Annotated in this window: 11 protein-coding genes; 9 read left to right on the plus strand and 2 right to left on the minus strand. The window is 61.7% G+C overall.

The features are described from left to right. Position 1 precedes the first annotated feature (1 nt). Both AC1DYR_RS18305 and AC1DYR_RS18310 read left to right on the plus strand, forming a co-directional pair. Entirely contained in the window at positions 2-2,293 is a 2,292-nt protein-coding gene (locus AC1DYR_RS18305) for a methyl-accepting chemotaxis protein (RefSeq protein WP_477668345.1), read from the plus strand. A gap of 68 nt (positions 2,294-2,361) precedes the next feature. Next, positions 2,362-8,541, plus strand: a complete 6,180-nt coding sequence (locus AC1DYR_RS18310; RefSeq protein WP_477706355.1) for a hybrid sensor histidine kinase/response regulator — start codon at positions 2,362-2,364, stop codon at positions 8,539-8,541. An 88-nt stretch (positions 8,542-8,629) separates the two neighbouring features. Here the strand turns inward: AC1DYR_RS18310 and AC1DYR_RS18315 are convergent, their stop codons facing one another. Next, positions 8,630-10,102, minus strand: a complete 1,473-nt coding sequence (locus tag AC1DYR_RS18315) for a cryptochrome/photolyase family protein (protein ID WP_477706356.1) — start codon at positions 10,100-10,102, stop codon at positions 8,630-8,632. A 108-nt stretch (positions 10,103-10,210) separates the two neighbouring features. On the opposite strand from AC1DYR_RS18315, the gene AC1DYR_RS18320 reads away from it, so the two are divergent. The 6 genes from AC1DYR_RS18320 to AC1DYR_RS18345 all read left to right on the plus strand — a co-directional run bounded on the left by AC1DYR_RS18320 (position 10,211) and on the right by AC1DYR_RS18345 (position 14,938). Then, positions 10,211-10,798: a YqgE/AlgH family protein gene (locus AC1DYR_RS18320; protein ID WP_457281035.1), complete on the plus strand. Its 588-nt coding sequence runs from the start codon at positions 10,211-10,213 to the stop codon at positions 10,796-10,798. Continuing rightward, on the plus strand, positions 10,795-11,217 hold the full coding sequence (gene ruvX, locus AC1DYR_RS18325; RefSeq protein ID WP_477706357.1) for a Holliday junction resolvase RuvX: 423 nt from the start codon (positions 10,795-10,797) through the stop codon (positions 11,215-11,217). The genes AC1DYR_RS18320 and ruvX overlap by 4 nt, the downstream gene beginning before the upstream one ends. Beyond that, positions 11,214-11,717: a bifunctional pyr operon transcriptional regulator/uracil phosphoribosyltransferase PyrR gene (gene pyrR / locus AC1DYR_RS18330; RefSeq protein WP_477706358.1), complete on the plus strand. Its 504-nt coding sequence runs from the start codon at positions 11,214-11,216 to the stop codon at positions 11,715-11,717. The genes ruvX and pyrR overlap by 4 nt, the downstream gene beginning before the upstream one ends. Positions 11,718-11,778: 61 nt before the next feature. Continuing rightward, the gene (locus AC1DYR_RS18335; RefSeq protein WP_092131839.1) at positions 11,779-12,741 is read left to right on the plus strand and encodes an aspartate carbamoyltransferase catalytic subunit; all 963 of its coding nucleotides are present in this window, start codon (positions 11,779-11,781) and stop codon (positions 12,739-12,741) included. A gap of 130 nt (positions 12,742-12,871) precedes the next feature. Then, complete coding sequence (locus AC1DYR_RS18340; protein ID WP_477706359.1) at positions 12,872-14,179, plus strand: dihydroorotase; 1,308 nt, start codon at positions 12,872-12,874, stop codon at positions 14,177-14,179. Between the two features lie 15 nt (positions 14,180-14,194). After that, positions 14,195-14,938 (plus strand): lysophospholipid acyltransferase family protein, encoded by a 744-nt coding sequence (locus AC1DYR_RS18345; RefSeq protein WP_477706360.1) that lies wholly within the window; start codon positions 14,195-14,197, stop codon positions 14,936-14,938. A gap of 10 nt (positions 14,939-14,948) precedes the next feature. Here AC1DYR_RS18345 and AC1DYR_RS18350 read toward each other — a convergent pair whose 3' ends face one another. Continuing rightward, positions 14,949-16,031, minus strand: coding sequence for an ABC transporter ATP-binding protein (locus AC1DYR_RS18350; RefSeq protein WP_477706361.1), 1,083 nt, complete (start codon positions 16,029-16,031; stop codon positions 14,949-14,951). Between the two features lie 124 nt (positions 16,032-16,155). On the opposite strand from AC1DYR_RS18350, the gene AC1DYR_RS18355 reads away from it, so the two are divergent. Beyond that, on the plus strand, positions 16,156-17,766 hold the full coding sequence (locus AC1DYR_RS18355; protein ID WP_477706362.1) for an ABC transporter permease: 1,611 nt from the start codon (positions 16,156-16,158) through the stop codon (positions 17,764-17,766). Positions 17,767-17,911: the final 145 nt, after the last annotated feature.

Genomic DNA, 17,911 nt, shown 5'->3' on the forward strand with positions numbered 1-17,911 from the left:
CATGTCTGTTATTGAAAATATCCAGAAGCTATTTAAAACCAAGCCCGATCAGCCCGAGGACAGCATGGACATGGCTTCCGTCGGTACGCCAGATCCTCTTGCGACCGGAGCTATGGATCAGGCTGCGCTTCAGACCGCAGCGATTCGGCAGCCGGGTGGAAATGACGATGCTTTCGCGCCCAGCCGCATGGCGACCGCCGAGGACGGCGCACCTGCGGTAAATCAAGAGCTGCTGCGTCTGCCTTTATTGGGCCGCAGGACCATCGGTCAGCATCAGCGGGTGCTGGTGTTTTTCCTCGCCGTCGCGGTGGCTGTCTTGGGTACGGTGACTTTCCTGGCGCTGAGCCAGGCGGATAAAGTGGCTCAACAGGTGGCGGCCACCGGGCAGTCTTTGATGCAGTCGCAGCGTCTGGCGAAATCGGTGTCTCAGGCGCTGGTGGGCAGTGCCCAGGCCTTCCCTGACGTGCGTGAGAGTTCTGATGTACTGGCCAAAACCGTGCGCGGACTGAAATCCGGTGAAGAAAGTCTGCGTCTGGCGCCAGTGAGTGATGACCTGCAATCCGACGTGGAAAAGGTCACTCCTTTCATGGAGCGCGCTGAAAAGAACGCGAAAACCGTGATGGGCCAGCAAAATATTCTGACCCAGGTGGGCAACGCCCTGCGCACCATTAACCGTCAGTCTTCGGATCTGCTGGAAATTGCAGAAACTGTTTCGTCACTCAAACTCCAGCAGAATGCGGCGCCGGCTGAAATTTCGGCATCCGGTCAGCTGGTGATGTTGACCCAGCGGATTGGTAAGTCTGCCAATGAGTTCCTGACCATGGAGGGCGTGAGCCCTGAAGCCGTGTTCCTGCTGGGCAAGGATTTGAACTCGTTCAAGGAAATTGCGCAGGGTTTGCAGGAAGGCAGCCCCGAGTTGCGCCTGGCCGGCTCCAAAGATCCGCAAACGCGCGAGCGGCTGGAAGCCCTGATGGCGCTCTATGAGCAAACCCGTGTGCAAGCTGGTGCCATTTTGGGTAACTTGCAGGGCCTGGTGTCTGCCCGTGAAGCGCAATCTTCGATTATTGCGGACAGTGAGCCCCTTCGCCGTGGCCTTGAGGATTTGCAGGGCAAGTTGTCGTTGCAGACCGGTCTGAGCGTTTTGTCGCTGGCCATCCTCGCGGGTGCTGCCACCTTTGCCCTATTGTGCGCAGCTGGCTTGGCCAAGCTGCAGGTGGAAGACAGCAAGCAGCGTCAGGCTGTTGCTGAAACCCAGCGGCAGGAAGCGAAAGGGCAAGAGCAGGACGCCAAGCGCGTTAATGACGCCAACCAGGCCGCCATTTTGCGATTGATGAATGAGTTGCAGACAGTGGCTGAGGGCGACTTGACGCAGGAAGCGACCGTGACCGAGGACATTACCGGTGCTATCGCTGACTCGGTGAACTACACGGTGGAAGAGTTGCGGCAGCTGGTGGGTAACGTACAAAACACGGCTACCCGCGTTGCACAGACGACGGCGCAGGTGGAAAGCACTTCAACCGAACTGCTGGCGGCTTCTACCGAACAGCTGCGTGAGATTCGTGAAACCGGCCAGTCGGTGCTTGACATGGCATCCCGAATTAACGAGGTGTCCACACAGGCGCAGGAATCTTCCCAGGTGGCGCGCCAATCGCTGACAGCCGCCGAATCCGGCCTGCAGGCTGTGCAGAATGCCATCGGCGGTATGAACTCCATCCGCGACCAAATTCAGGAGACCTCCAAGCGGATCAAGCGACTGGGTGAGTCTTCGCAGGAGATTGGTGAAATTACCGAACTGATTTCAGACATTACCGAACAGACCAACGTTTTGGCGCTAAACGCAGCCATTCAAGCAGCGTCAGCCGGTGAAGCCGGGCGAGGCTTCTCGGTGGTTGCGGAAGAGGTGCAGCGACTGGCTGAACGTTCTGCAGATGCCACACGCCAGATTTCAGCCCTGGTGAAAGCCATTCAGACCGACACACAGGATGCCGTGGCCGCTATGGAACGCTCCACGCAGGGTGTGGTTGAAGGGGCCAAACTGTCCGATAACGCGGGTACCGCACTGACCGAGATTGACCAGGTGTCACGCCGGCTTGCTGACCTGATTGAGCAGATTTCAAACTCCGCCTCCCGCGAAGCCGCATCGGCGAACGTGGTGGCTGGCAACATTCAGCACATTTTTGCGGTGACGGAACAGACCGGGGAAGGTACCCGCTCCACGGCACAGCAGGTGCGAGACCTTTCCCGCATGGCTGAAGAGCTGCGCCAGTCTGTGTCCCGATTCAAGATCGCCTGATGCCAGCTTGTCGTGCGCTGAACGCAGCTTTCGCCCCTGACACCGATTCCTGAACCGGCCCGTTATCTATGCAATCCAACGTCCCGAATTCAACAGCTGCCGAGCTCGATCTCGCTGTCAATGACCTGGGCCCCCTGGCTTGGGTGCTTGACGAACTTCGCAAGTCGCTGGACGGTGCTGCCAAGGCGCTGAAGCGCTTTGTGCGGGACGCGGAAGCTGCGCGTGGGTCCGATCTTGCGGCGCTTGATGCCAGCCAGTTGCGCATCGCACGGCAGCAACTGCACCAGGCCGTGGGCGCGCTTGAAATGGTAGGCCTTGCCGGGCCAGCCTTGGTGTTGCGGGCGATGGAAGCTGCGGTACAGAAATTTGTGCAACAACCTGAGCAATGCAGCCAGGACGCGGCCGGCAAAATCGAGCGCGCCAGTTTTGCGCTGACCGAGTATCTGGAAGGTGTGCTGGCCGATAAGCCCGTGTCGCCAGTTTCGCTTTTCCCCCAATACCGTGATGTGCAGGAATTGGTGCGGGCCGACCGCATTCATCCGGCTGACCTGTGGCCGCTTGAGTGGCGCTGGCTGGAGCCGGAACTGGCGACGACAGCTGAGCCTCGCAATTACGATGATGGTGCTCGCGCCGTCATGGATCAATCGGTGCTTCAAATCATGAAGGGTAAGGCGCCGCAGGCAGCCAAAAAACTGAAGGAGCTCAGCCTCGGATTTGCGGCCAGACAGGCGGACCGCCAACCCAGGATATTCTGGAAGATTGCGGCCGCCTATTTCGAAGCGGTCGCGCATGAGTTGCTCGGGTCGGACATCTATGTACGGCGAGCTGCATCGCGAATCCTGATGCAGTATGCCTCGCTTGCCAAGGGTGATACGGGGGTATCGGATCGGCTGGCGCAGGATTTGCTCTTCTTCTGTTCGCAGGCTGTTTCCCCCCGTGCCAGCGACACGCCTGCACTTTCGGCAATCCGGTCAGCCTATGGTCTCAACCGATTCAAACCGGTGGACTATGAGCTCGTTCAGTTCGGGCGTTTTGATCCGGCTCTGCTCGCCCAGGCCCGCAAGCGCATCACGTCTGCGAAAGAAACCTGGTCGTCGCTTTCCGCCGGGGACGCCAATAAATTCAAGTCCGTGACCGACCAGTTCAGCCTCGTCACGGATTCTCTGCTCAAGCTTCATCCGCCCAGCGAACCACTTGCGCAGGCGTTGACTCGCGCCGTGGATACGACGGTCCGGTCTGGTCAGGCCCCAGGAATAGAACTTGCCATGGAAGTGGCCACCTCCGTGCTTTACCTTGAAGCCGCTTTTGATGACCTGGATCCTAACGATCCCCAGCTGGCTGTGAGAACAGCCAATCTTGCTGAACGGCTGGAAGGCGTCCGTGCAGGCGGCGAGCCTCAGCCTCTGGAAGGCTGGATGGAAGAGCTGTACCGCCGGGTCAGTGACAAGCAGACCATGGGCAGCGTCGTCGGTGAATTGCGTGTGTCGCTGGGTGAGCTTGAAAAATCACTTGATGTGTTTTTTCGCAACCCGCAGGACAAAGTCGCGCTTCAATCCGTGCCCGGCCAACTTTCACAAATGCGTGGCGTGCTGTCGGTACTGGGGCTGGACCAGGCCTCGCACGCCGTACTGCGCATGCGAGACAGCGTCGAGCAGATGCTGGTCACTGAAATTGATGAACAGCGTGCGCGTGCAGCTGGAACATTCGAGCATCTCGGAAACAACCTTGGCGCCTTGAGTTTCCTCATCGATATGTTGAATTACCAGCCGGCGCTGGCGAAAAAACTGTTTGTATTTGACGCGGAAAAAGGCGAACTCAAGCCTTTGATGGGCCGTGCCCAGAACGCTGCCAGTGCGGCGACCTCTGTCACGGTCAACAATGATGTGCTGTCACAGGAAGTGATTTCTGTTGTGCAGGATGCGGGTCTTGGCGAAACTGACCACAACCTCACGCTCAAACTTGACACGTTGGCCACGCATGCGGCGCTGGCCGAACAGCCTGCGCTTGCGCAAAGTGCGCGCGAAGCCGCTGTCGCTGTTTCCGGAAGCAACGCGAGTGTTGCCGCGGAGGCGCTGACGACTTTGGCATTTGCCGTAACGCCGGTGCAGGCGGCACCTGAGAGCCCGGCCGCGTCGGATGATTTTGAAGAAGACGACCTCCGTGACATCTTTCTTGAAGAGGCACGCGAAGTGGTCGGCAACGGCCAGCAAGCTTTGGCCGCACTGGTCAATGATCCGGCCGATGTATCGCAACTCACGGTTTTGCGGCGTGCTTTTCATACGCTCAAGGGCAGCTCCCGCATGGTGGGGCTCAACGAGTTCGGAGAGGCGGCCTGGTCGCTCGAGCAAATGCTCAATAGCTGGCTGGCTGATCAAAAAGTTGCTACGGATGAATTCCGGGCGTTATCGCTGGAAGCAATGGGCGGTTTTGCAAAGTGGATTGAAGACATTGCAGGAAATCGCGATGGATCGTGGTCGGCATCTACCTTCCGTGCCAGTGCCGATGCGATGCGCACTGAGGGCCGTTACAGCCCCCTGCTGACTGCTGCAGTCGATATTGCCGAGGTTCCTGCGGTCGCCGTGACTGCGGCAACGCCAACAGCGTTGGCACCTGAACTGGAGCTGGATTCAGGTATCCCTGAAGCTGCTGGTGCTGAACCTGTTGCCGACCCGACCGTTATGACGGATGTGGATTTTGACCTCATGTTTGAGGCGGAAGGTACAGCTGCGATCGTGAGCCCTGTGGAATCTGCAGGTCCGTCTGTGGCAGAAATTGAAGGCATTGATTTCGGCAGTTTATCCGCAGTTTCTGCGACGGCTGGTACAACGCCTGCGTCAACGCAGCCCGCTGCGGCGGAGCCGTTCGCATCCCTGGAGATAGATGCAACAGAACCGATCGAACTGTCGGACGCGGATTTCGACAAGCACTTTCAGGCTGAGTCTGTGGCGGCTGAACAGCCTGCGCCTGTGGTCTTTGATTTCACCCCTGAGGGGCACAAACAATTGCCGGCAGCGGCCGAAGGCGCCGATCTAGCCGGGCAACCGCAACACTTGCAGGCTGCCGAAGTTATGAAGACGGATGATGCGGTCGATGCAGCTGACAGTGTGCTGCCATTGGATGGCAATGGTGACGAACAGGTCAAGGTCATCGGTGCCTTGCGCATTGGAATTCCGCTTTACAACGTCTACCTGAATGAAGCCGATGAATGGTCACGCCGGCTTGTGACTGAGGTGGCCGAATGGGCGCTCGAGCTGAACCAACCGGTCAGCGACTCTACCGTCGCCCTGGCCCATTCCCTCGCGGGAAGTTCCGCGACTGTCGGGTTCCATGCCCTGTCCGGAATGGCTCGGGCGCTTGAACAGGCTTTGCAGCAATCCAGCGTTCATCACAGCAATGGCGCTGCCAGGTATGGCCAGGTATTTGTTGATGCAGCGGAAGACATCCGCCGGCTTTTGCATCAGTTTGCCGCCGGGTTTCTCAAGGAGGCGGATGCAACCATCCTTGACAGGCTGAAGCAACTCGATTTCTCTGATTCGGTTTTGCCCCCGGGTAACGATTTTTCCGACTTCGACTTCTCCCCCGAATTGGTGGAGGTTGAAACGGTCTCCGTAGAGCCGWTGCGATCACTGGAACCAGAAGCGACTCTGGCTCAGGTAATTGAAACGCCTGTCCCCGCTCAGGTCACGCCGGTGCCTCCACCTGCGGCTGTCGTCTCCACGCCCGCCCGGCTGGTAGCGACCGTGGCTGCACCAGTGAACTCGAACTTCGAGGAAGACGAGGACGACGAAATCGATGCGGTCGATGCAATCGATCCCGACCTGTTCCCGATTTTTGAAGAAGAGGCTGCAGAACTCATGCCCCAGCTGGGGGGCGCACTGCGGCAGTGGTCTTCACGTCCTGATAACCAGGGCGCACGCATGGAAGTCCTGCGCGCACTTCACACGCTCAAAGGCAGCGCCCGGCTGGCAGGTGCATTGCGGCTAGGCGAAATGGCTCACCGGATTGAGTCCGAAATCGAGCATCTCGGCTCTGATGCGGCTTCAACCCAGGAATTCGAACCCCTGATGACGCGTTTTGACGCCATGGAAGCGACATTTGAGGCCTTGCGCCGTGCTGATGCGGCTGCTGCGGCTGCCCCCGTCACGCTTGCGCCTATTGCGCCTATTGCGCCTATCACGGTCGTTGAGCCCGTACTGAAGTCGAACACGCAAGGCACGCCCGCTCCAGCAGTGGATGCGCCGGAGACTCCAGCCGAGAACGTCGCTCCGGTTGCCGCCGGTGCTGGCCGCAAGCTCACCGTGCCCGCGCCGCAGACCATGGCCATGCAGCCGTTGCGACAGGCGGCCAACGCCTCGATCCGTGTGCGCTCCCAGTTGCTCGACCGCATGGTGAACCAGGCTGGTGAGGTCATGATCACGCGCTCCCGGCTGGAAGCCGAACTCAGCCAGCTCCGGGGCTCGCTGAACGACATGAGCGGTAACTTGAATCGCTTGCGCCAGCAGCTGCGGGACATTGAGTTGCAAGCTGAAACCCAGATGCAGTCGCGATTGGCTCAAGCCAAGGAAGCCCAGGCAGGGTTCGACCCGCTGGAGTTCGACCGCTTTACCCGCGTACAGGAACTGACGCGAATGATGGCCGAGTCGGTGAATGACGTGGCAACTGTGCAGCGCACCTTGCAGCGCACGGTGGAGGCCACCGAAGACGATTTGATCGCCCAGGCTCGCCAGACCCGCGAGCTGCAGCGCGACCTGCTCCGTACCCGCATGGTGGAGTTCGAAGGCATCTCCGAGCGCCTGTACCGCGTGGTGCGCCAGGCTTCCAAGGAAACCGGCAAGCAGGTCCGCCTGGACTTGCTGGGCGGTACCATGGAAATGGACCGCGGCATGCTGGACCGTATGACGCCGGCCTTTGAGCACTTGCTGCGCAACTGCGTGGCCCACGGTATTGAAAGTACGCAGGTTCGCACCGATGCGGGCAAGGACCCGGTCGGCCTGATCACCGTTCACTTGCGCCAGGAAGGTAACGACGTTTCGGTTGACTTCAGCGATGACGGCGCCGGCCTGAACCTGGCACGTATCCGCGAAAAGGCCATCAGCCTCGGGATGATCACGGCTGATCAACCGCTGGAAGACAGCGACGCCGCGAACCTGATTTTCATGCCCGGCTTCTCTACGGCCGCGCAGGTGACCGAGCTGGCAGGACGCGGCATCGGTATGGATGTGGTCCGCTCCGAAGTCAACGCGCTCGGTGGCCGGATCGAAACCTCCACCGTCGCCGGTCAGGGAACGCACTTCAAGCTGGTACTCCCGCTGACCACTGCTGTGACGCAGGTGGTGATGATCCGCTCGGGCAATCTCTCAATCGGCGTACCTGCCAACGTGGTGGAAACCGTCAGGCGCGCTTCGGCCAAAGAGCTGCAGCAGGCCTATAACACCGGCACACTGGAAATTGCCGGCGAGTCGATGCCCTTCTTCTGGTCCGGCGCATTGCTGCAGGCCTCGCACCACAGCGCCGAAGCCCAGGGCAAGACCACACCGGTCGTGATCTTCCGAAGCGCCGCACAGCGCATTGCCCTACACGTCGATGAAGTGTTGGGCAACCAGGAGGTTGTGGTCAAGAACCTGGGCCCGCAATTGTCCCGTTTGCCTGGCCTAGCCGGTATGTCAGTGCTGGCTTCCGGTGCGGTCGTGCTGATTTACAACCCGGTTGCGCTGGCTTCCGTGTATGGCCAGCAGGCGCGCGCATGGAGTTCAGACCGGGCCGAGCCGCACATGCTTGAAGGCTCCAGCGCTACCGCGGCAACCACCGACGGCGGCAGCGGCAGCGTCGCGAAAACGACGATGTCGGCACCTGTCGCCCCGCAAATCCCGTTGATTCTTGTGGTCGATGACTCCATTACGGTTCGCCGGGTAACGCAACGCCTGCTTCAGCGTGAAGGCTACCGTGTCTCCATGGCGGCCGACGGTCTGCAGGCGCTTGAACGCCTGCAGGAAGAGCGGCCGGCCGTGGTGCTGTCAGACATCGAAATGCCGCGCATGGATGGCTTTGACCTGGCGCGCAATATCAGGGCTGACGTGCGCCTCAATAACCTGCCCATCATCATGATCACGTCCCGCATCGCCGAGAAGCACCGTGAGCATGCCAAGGAACTGGGTGTTGACCACTATTTGGGCAAACCGTTCTCTGAAGAAGAGTTGATGAGCCTTGTGCGTCACTATTGCGCCGCCGAGACCGTTGCTTCCGCTTGAGGCAAAAAAAACAGAAAAAACGGGCTGTAACCCAAGCAGAGCGTGCGCAAGCAGCTCCTAAAATAATAGCAAGGCCTGAGAGTTCTTCTCAGGCCTTTTTTACGACCGCATAGCGCTGCAGCGTTAGCGCCCGCGCTTCGTCGTGCTGCACGATGGGCATCGGGTAGTTTTGGCCCAACGCCACGCCTGCGGCGGCCAGCTCCAGCGGTGTCGCAAGCCAGGGATTGTGCAGCGCCTTGTCTGGCAGCTGTGTCAGCACCGGCAGGTATTTGCGGATAAATTTACCCGCGGCGTCGAACTTCTCGCTCTGGCTGACCGGGTTGAAGATGCGGAAATAAGGCTGCGCGTCACAACCCGTGCTTGCCGCCCACTGCCAGCCGCCGTTGTTGGCCGACAGGTCAAAGTCGTTGAGCTTTTCGGCAAAGTAGCGTTCGCCCCAACGCCAGTCGATGCCGAGGTCTTTCACCAGAAAACTGGCAGTCACCATGCGCAGGCGGTTGTGCATGTAGCCCGTCTGATTGATCTGGGCCATTGCCGCATCCACCAGCGGATAGCCTGTCCGGCCTTCGCACCAGGCCTGAAACAGCGCCACGGCTTTTTCGCCGCTTTCCCATTCAATCGCGTCATAGTCCGGCTTGAACGCGCTGCCGCCGGCGTGCGGAAAATTGGCAAGGATCTGCGCGTAGAAATCACGCCAGATCAATTCGCTGAGCCAGGTGGCGGCACCTTCATTCCCTCGATTTGCAGCGTTTAAAGCGAACGCAGCCATGTGCCGTATCGACACCGTGCCGAACCGAAGGTGCACGCCCAGGTAACTCGGGCCCTTGACGGCCGGGAAGTCCCTTACCTCCTTGTACTGCGCCATGCGGCCAACGAAATCCCCCAAAAGCCGGGCACCGCCTTCACTGCCCGTGGGGATTTTCAGTGCCGACAGGTTGCTGGCCTGAAACCCCAGCTCGCCCAGCGATGGCACAGGGCGCCTGCTTGCTGATACCGCCGCCAAGGTCATACCGTACTTTTCGACGGGATAAGCTTTGAGGTAAAAATCGTCCACCTTCTTCAGCCAGGCATTTTTGTAGGGCGTGAACACGGTGTAAGGCTTGCCCGCCAGGGTCAGCACCTCCTGGCGTTCAAAAATAACGTGGTCCTTGAAGCTGTAAAAGGCCTTGCCCCCGGCCTCAAGCGCCGCTTGTACTGCGGCGTCGCGCGCCAGTGACTGCGGCTCGTCATCGTGATTGGCAAAGACGGCATCGGCGCCCAGCTCTGCCGCCAGCCGCACCACCGCGTCCACGGCATCGTGATGGGCCGTCAACAGGCCGGCGCCGAGGCTGCCAGCCGCAGCGCCCAGCTTCTCCAGCTGGCCGTCCAGGCTCAGTACCGATTCCCGTATGAATTCCACGCGGCGGTCAACTCGAGGCAAAGCCTCCAGAATGGCTTTGTCAAAAACAAACGCGCAATACACCTGTTTACATGACTTCAGCGCGTGATACAGAGCAGCGTTGTCCTGAACCCGTAGGTCGCGCCTGAACCACATTAACCCCGTTTCATACTTCTTGTGCATCCGGCCATCGTAGCGAAAAGCGGCTATCCGGCCTTAGATCCCCGCGAATTGGCGGGTGGCCGGCAGGGTGGGCTCCCCGCGCCGTCCCGTCCGGCGTAAAATCCCGCCATGGCCACGGATTCTGCATCGATCAACCTCACGCACCACTTCCTCATTGCCATGCCGGGGATGGATGATGAAGCTTTTGCCAAAAGCGTGGTGTACATGTGCGAACACAGCGACCGGGGTGCGCTGGGGCTGGTCATCAACAAGCCCAGCGATATAAACCTCAAGAACCTGTTCGACAAGGTCGAGTTGCCTCTGCGGCGCGACGACCTGACCCAGTCCCCGGTATTCCAGGGCGGCCCCGTCCAGACTGAACGGGGCTTTGTGCTCCACGAATCCATGATGCCCGGCAACGAATCGGTCTATGCCTCGACGATGACGATTCCTGGCGGCCTCGAAATGACCACCTCCAAAGACGTGCTGGAAGCGCTCTCCACGGGCGCTGGCCCGCGCAGGGTGTTTGTCTCCCTCGGATATTCGGCCTGGGGTGAAGGTCAGCTGGAGTCGGAAATCTCGGACAACAGCTGGCTCACGGTCGCTGCCGACGTTGGTGTGATTTTCGATACACCGGTAGAGCAACGCTACGACAAGGCGCTCATGCTGCTGGGCCTGCAAAGCTGGATGCTCTCACCCGAGGCCGGTCACGCATGAGCCTTGCGGCCATGCCTTCCCCTCGGGCCACCGGCCTCCAAACCTTTCTGGCTTTCGACTTCGGTCTCAAGCGCACCGGCGTGGCCACCGGCAACGTGCTAACCCGCACCGCCACGCCCCAACCCACCATTGCCGCTGAAGGCAGCGACGCCCGCCTCAAGGCCGTCGAGGCGCGTATCAAGGAGTGGCAGCCTGACGCCCTCGTTGTCGGTGTTCCCTTTCACCCCGACGGCGCCAGCCACGACAATACCGCGCGGGCGCAGAAGTTCGCCCGCCAGCTTCGCGGGCGCTTCGGTCTGCAGGTCTTTGAGGTGGATGAGCGCTACAGCACCACCGAGGCACTTGCCGGCAGCGCAGTCGATGCCGACGCGGCCTCGGCCTGCATCATCCTCGAGCAGTTTTTAAGGAGTTTTCCATGAGCAGCCTGACCCTCGACGCCGAGGCGCTGTACAGCGACCTGCTGCGCGGCATGCGCCAGCAACTGGCGTCTTACCCCTTGCCGCCCAAACTGGTTGGCGTGGCCTCCGGCGGCGCGTGGCTGGCGCAGCGTCTGCAAAAAGACCTGGGCCTGGAAGGCGAGGCCGGCGTGCTGTCCTCCTCCATGCACCGCGACGATTTTTCACAGCGCGGCTTGGCCTCCAGCGGTCAGACTTTGCTGCCTTTTGACGTGAACGGAGCCCACCTGGTCGTGGTCGACGACGTGCTCTACACCGGCCGCACCATCCGTGCGGTGCTCAACGAATTGTTTGACTACGGCCGGCCCGCCAGCGTCAAGCTGGTCGTGCTGGTAGACCGGGGCGGGCGCGAGTTGCCGGTGCAGCCCGACCTGGCTGTGGCGCGCGTGGCCTTGCCCGCTTCGCAGTCGCTTGAGCTGGCCCGCGCAGAAGACGGCAAGTTCAGCTTCCAGGTTCAGGGCTGATAGGCCAACAAAATCGAGAAACCAAGACACAAAAATCAAGAGACCCCAAGGAGTCCATCACATGCTGTACCGACGAAATCCGCAACTCAACAAAAACGGCGAGCTGATCCACCTGCTGTCGATTGAAGGCCTGCCCAAGGCCACCTTGACGCAGATCCTCGACACCGCCGCCAACTTCGTCAGCGTCAACAACCGCGAAGTCAAAAAAGTCCCGTTGCTGCGCGGCAAGAGTGTCTTCAATCTCTTCTTTGAAAACTCCACCCGCACCCGCACCACCTTCGAAATCGCTGCCACGCGGCTGTCGGCCGATGTCATCAACCTCGACATCGCGCGCTCCTCGGCCTCCAAGGGTGAGTCGCTGCTCGACACCATCGCCAACCTGAGCGCCATGGCCGCCGATCTCTTTGTGGTGCGTCACAGCGAATCGGGCGCACCCTACCTGATTGCCCAGCACGTCGCACCGCATGTACACGTCATCAATGCCGGCGACGGCCGCCATGCGCACCCCACGCAGGGCCTGCTCGACATGTACACCATCCGGCACTACAAGAAAGATTTCAGCAAGCTCACGGTCGCCATTGTCGGTGATGTGCTGCACTCGCGTGTGGCGCGTTCCGACATCCACGCACTCACCACGCTGGGTTGCCCTGAGGTTAGGGTGGTTGGACCCAAGACTCTGGTCCCGGCCGACATGGCGCAGATGGGTGTGCGCGTCTGCAACACACTCGAAGAAGGCATCAAGGGCGCCGACGTGATCATCATGCTCAGGCTGCAGAACGAACGCATGTCGGGCGCGCTGCTGCCCAGCAGCCAGGAGTTCTTCAAGAGCTTTGGCCTCACCACCGAAAAACTGCAACTGGCCAAACCCGACGCCATCGTCATGCACCCCGGCCCCATCAATCGCGGCGTGGAGATTGACTCGGCTGTCGTCGACGGCACGCAAAGTGTGATCCTGCCGCAGGTGACTTTCGGCATCGCCGTCCGAATGGCGGTCATGAGCATAGTCGCCGGAAACGAAGCATAGAAATGAGCCCCCACGCTTGCCATTGCATGTGCTGCGCTGCCCCCCGAGGGGGCGCATTTTTCCTGGGGGCGGCCCGGCGGAAAAACAAAAATTTCATTACACGTATTTGCGCGTATTGCGGAGAAAAAGAATGAAGATACTCATCAAAAACGGCCGCGTCATTGACCCCGCCTCCAAATTCGACGAAGTTTGCGATGTGGCGATTGCCGCAGGCCGCATCGTCTCGCTCAAAAGCTCACCCGCCGATTTCGCGCCCAACAAGACGATTGATGCGACCGGCTGCATCGTGGCACCCGGCCTCATCGATTTATCGGCACGTTTGCGCGAACCCGGCCACGAGCATGAAGGCATGCTCGAAAGCGAACTGGCAGCAGCCGTTGCCGGCGGTGTGACCAGCCTGGTCTGCCCGCCTGATACCGACCCGGTGCTGGATGAACCCGGCCTGGTCGAGATGCTCAAGTTCCGCGCTGAAAAGCTGCACCAGTCGCGCGTGTTTCCGCTGGGCGCGCTCACCCGCGCCCTCAAGGGCGAGACGCTGACCGAGATGGTCGAATTGACGGAATCGGGTTGCGTGGGCTTCAGCCAAGCTGAAGTGCCGCTGGCCAACACGCAAGTCATGATGCGCGCCCTGCAATACGCCTCCACCTTCGGCTACACCGTCTGGCTGCGCCCGCAAGAGATGTACCTGGGAAGCGGCGTGGCCGCCAGCGGCCCACTGGCCACGCGCCTGGGCCTGAGCGGCGTTTCTGTTGCCGCTGAGACCATTGCGCTGCACACCATCTTCGAGCTGGTGCGGACCACCGGCGCGCGCGTGCACCTGTGCCGCATCAGCAGCGCCGCGGGTGTGGCCCTGGTGGCCAAGGCCAAGGCAGAAGGCCTGGCCGTGACCTGCGATGTCAGCATCAACAGCCTGCACCTGACCGACGTGGACATCGGCTATTTCGACAGCCGCATGCGGCTGGACCCGCCGCTGCGCCAGCAGCGCGACCGCGACGCCATTCGCCAGGGCCTGGCCGACGGCACCATCGACGCGCTGGTGTCAGACCACACGCCCGTCGACGAAGACGCCAAAACCTTGCCCTTTGCCGAAGCCGAGCCGGGCGCCACAGGGCTTGAGCTGCTGCTGGGCCTGGCCTGCAAATGGGGCGCTGACAGCGATGCCGGTTTGAAGCGTGCGCTGGCGGTGCTCACGAGTGAACCCGCCCGTGTGCTGGGCAATGCGCTTGGCACGCTGCAGGCCAGCGCGGGGCAGCTCGTTAAAGGCGGCGTGGCCGATATCTGCGTGTTTGACCCCGCCGGTGAATGGACAGTCGAGCCCGCCGCCTTGCGCAGCCAGGGCAAGCACACACCGTTCTCAGGCCACCAGATGCCTGCGCGCGTGCGCTGGACAATCGTGGGCGGGCAGCTCGCCTACGAGGCCCCTGAAGCTTCGCATTGAGGCAGCCCGCTTCCCATGAAATGGCTTCGCTTTTGCTGGACCTTGTTGCGCGCCGCCGTGCATGCCGTCCAGGGTTTCTGGACGATCAAGACGGTTTTCCCCAAACTGCCCCAGGCTGAGCAAGAGGCCCGCGTGCAGGCATGGGCCGGGGCCATGCTGCGCATCGTGGGTATTGAGCTGGTGGTCGGGGGCACACCACCGGCCAACGGCCCGGTGCTGCTGGTGGCCAACCATATCTCGTGGCTGGACATACTGGTGATGCATGCCTCGCGGCACTGCCGCTTTGTCTCCAAGGCGGATGTGCGGGACTGGCCCTTTGTGCGCACGCTGTCCGACGGTGCGGGTTCCCTCTACATCGAGCGCGAGTCGCGGCGCGACGCTCACCGTGTCGTCACGCAAATGGCGGACCGCCTCCGCGCAGGCGACATCCTGGCGGTGTTCCCCGAAGGCACCACCGGCGACGGCATCACCCTCAAGCACTTTCACGCCAACCTCATTCAGGCTGCCATCGAGGCCTCGGTGCCTGTGCAGCCGGTGGCGCTGAAGTTCATCGACGCCGTTAGCGGCGCGACGAGCTTTGCGCCCAGCTATGTGGACGACGAAACCTTGGTCGGATCAATCTGGCGCACCCTGACCGCGCCGCCACTCAAGGCAGTCGTCACGTTTGGCCAGGCGCAGGCGCCGCAGGGCCAGACCCGCCGGGTGTGGGCCCAGACGCTGCGAGAGGACATTGAGCGCCTGAGGCAGACGCAGTGCTAAGGACAGGGCTTCAGGCCTGCACCGCGCAGGTTTCGCGCGGAAAGGTCACCACATGGTCGACCTCGGCGCGAATGCCTATCCACTCGCCCAGCGCATGGTTGTGGTGCGAAGGCACATGCGCCATCACCGTCTCGCCCGTCTGAAGCTTGAGGGTGTACAAAAATTCCGAGCCGCGAAACGCCTTGCGCACGATCTGTGCCTTCACCGGCGCGCTGTCGTCATGGACGATATCGTCGGCGCGCAGCAGCACGTCGCACAGGCCGCCGGCATAAGCGCCAGGCAAGGGGCATTCGAGCATGTCCGTCAGGTCGCCCAGCGCAGTGTGCACCACCACGTCGTCGCCGCGCTGCTCGATATGCGCTTGTGCGAATACTCCATGGCCGATGAAGTCAGCCACAAATCGGGTGGCAGGGCGGTGGTACAGCGCATAAGCCTCGTCCCACTGGTGCAGCTTACCCTGGTGTATCACGCCGATGCGGTCGCCGATGGCGAAGGCCTCGAGTTGGTCATGCGTGACAAACAGCGCCGTGGCGCCGGCCGCCTTCAGGATGCCGCGAACCTCGTGCGCCAGGCGCTCGCGCAGGTCCACGTCCAGGTTCGAAAACGGTTCATCCAGCAGCAGCAGGCGCGGCTGCGGCGCCAGCGCGCGCGCCAGTGCCACGCGTTGCTGCTGGCCGCCTGAAAGTTCATGGGGAAAGCGTTTGTGCACATTGCCCAGTCCGACCAGCTCTAGCACGTCGCTGACGCGCTGATTGCGCTGGGCGGGTGCAAGATGAGTGAGCCCGAAGGCGACGTTGTGCGCAGCATCAAGGTGCGGGAACAGCGCGTAGTCCTGAAACACCATGCCGATGCGGCGGGATTCGGCCGGCACATGCACGGCGGCGCTGCTCACCACATCCTTTGCCAGCTTAATGCTGCCGGCATTGGCCCGCTCCAGGCCTGCCACTGCACGCAGCAAGGTAGTTTTTCCGCAACCTGAAGGCCCGATCAGGACCCCGATTTCCCCGGCCTGAAGGCTGAACGACACGCCGTCCACGGCGGGCTTTGTGCGGCCGGCGTAGTGCACGCCGAGCTGGGAGATATCCAGAAACATGCAAACAATTGTAGATGCTTACAATTCTCATTTGCAGTGACTGACTGCAAGACCATGGCGAACGCAGGCCGGGGCAGGGCCCCTCCCCGCGAGAGGCCTTTTTGCTGAGGCTTTCCGGGGCTCCATGTTTCGCCGATATTTCCCTCCTGTTGTGCTCTTTGTGCTGGTCGGGCTGCTCACGCTGCCGGTGCTGGCTGTGGCTCTGTCCTGGCTGCAGTTCAATGGCGGAGCGCAATCCATCCTGCTGCAGATGCTGCAGACGGTGCTGCCCGACTACACCCGGACATCACTGACGCTGTGCCTCTGTGTGGCGTTCGGTGTGGCGGTAGTCGGCATGGCGACCGCCACCACGGTCACCTTGTTTGACTTTCCGGGGCGCCGGGCGTTTGAGTGGGCCCTGCTGCTGCCGCTGGCCATGCCGGCCTATGTGCTGGCCTACGCCTATACCGACTTCCTGCAATACGCCGGCCCGCTGCAAACATGGCTACGCGCCACCTTCGGCCTGCAGGGCCGGCTGTTGCCGGAGGTGCGCAGCCTGGGCGGCGCGGTGCTGGTGTTCACCGCCGCGCTCTACCCCTATGTATACCTGCTGGCGCGCACAGCCTTGTCTGAGCGCGCCGTGCACCTGATGGAAGCCGCACGCCTGCTGGGCGCACCGTTGTCGCGCCGCATCCGCGGTGTGGCGCTGCCGCTGGCGCGGCCTGCCGTGGCCGCCGGTGTGGCGCTGGCCTTGATGGAGACCCTGGCCGACTTTGGTGTCTCCAGCTACTTCGGCATTCAGACTTTCACCGCCGGCATCTACAAGGCGTGGCTCTCGATGGACAACCGCATCGCCGCGGCGCAGCTGGCGACTGTGCTGCTGTTCTTCGTCGCGCTGCTGCTGTGGATAGAGCACAGCGCGCAAAAGCGCATGCGCTTTGCCACCGGCCGCGGTGTGCGCGCTGGCGCGCAGGATGCCGCCCCCGTGCAGTTGCGCGGCCTGCGTGCCGTGTCGGCGTGGTTCGTCTGCGTAGTGCCGATTGCACTGGGCTTTGTGCTGCCGGTGCTTTTTATGCTGCGCCCGCTGGTGCTGGGCTGGGACAACTTGCTGTGGGACAAATTCGTCGGTTGGACGCTCAGCAGCATTGGTCTTGCAGGCTTGAGCGCGCTGTTGGCCACCGCGCTTGCCTTGGGCCTGGCCTTTGCGGTACGCCGTCAGCCGGGCCTGCTCACCCGCGCTGCCGTGCACCTGGCGGGCCTGGGTTATGCCGTGCCAGGCGCGGTGATTGTGGTCGGCCTCTTGCTGCCCGTGGGTTGGCTACAAGCCGCCGCGCCACAGACCAGCGCGGGCTACTGGGTTACCGCCACCATCATCGGTGTGGTCTGGGCTTACCTGGTCCGCTTCAGCGCCGTGGCGCTGCAAAGCCTGCAAAGCGGCTACTCGCGCATTCCGGCCAGCTTTGACGACAGTGCGCGCATGCTGGGCACCAGCGGTCTGGGCATCCTCAGCCGCATTCATTGGCCGCTGCTCAAACGTTCGGTCGCGGCAGCGGGCCTGCTGGTGTTTGTCGATGTGATGAAAGAGCTGCCGGCCACGCTGGTGCTGCGGCCCTTCAACAGCGACACCCTGGCCGTGATCACCTACCAGCTCGCGCGCGACGAGCGGCTCGGTGAGGCCGCCTTGCCCGCGCTGACGCTGGTACTGGTGGGCTTGCTGCCCGTCGCGCTGCTCAGCCGCACACTGCGGTCAAAGTAAGCGCAACCAGCCACTTCCCGTCACCTTGCCCGCACTCAGGCCTTGGCCTTGATGCAGCGGTGCTCCTGCGTCGGCGCTCAGTCTGTAAGCATGAGCCTACGTTCATCAAATACGGGGGCCTACGGGGGGAGAGAAACAACGAACG

The organism is Polaromonas sp. P1_F9, from assembly GCF_056405615.1.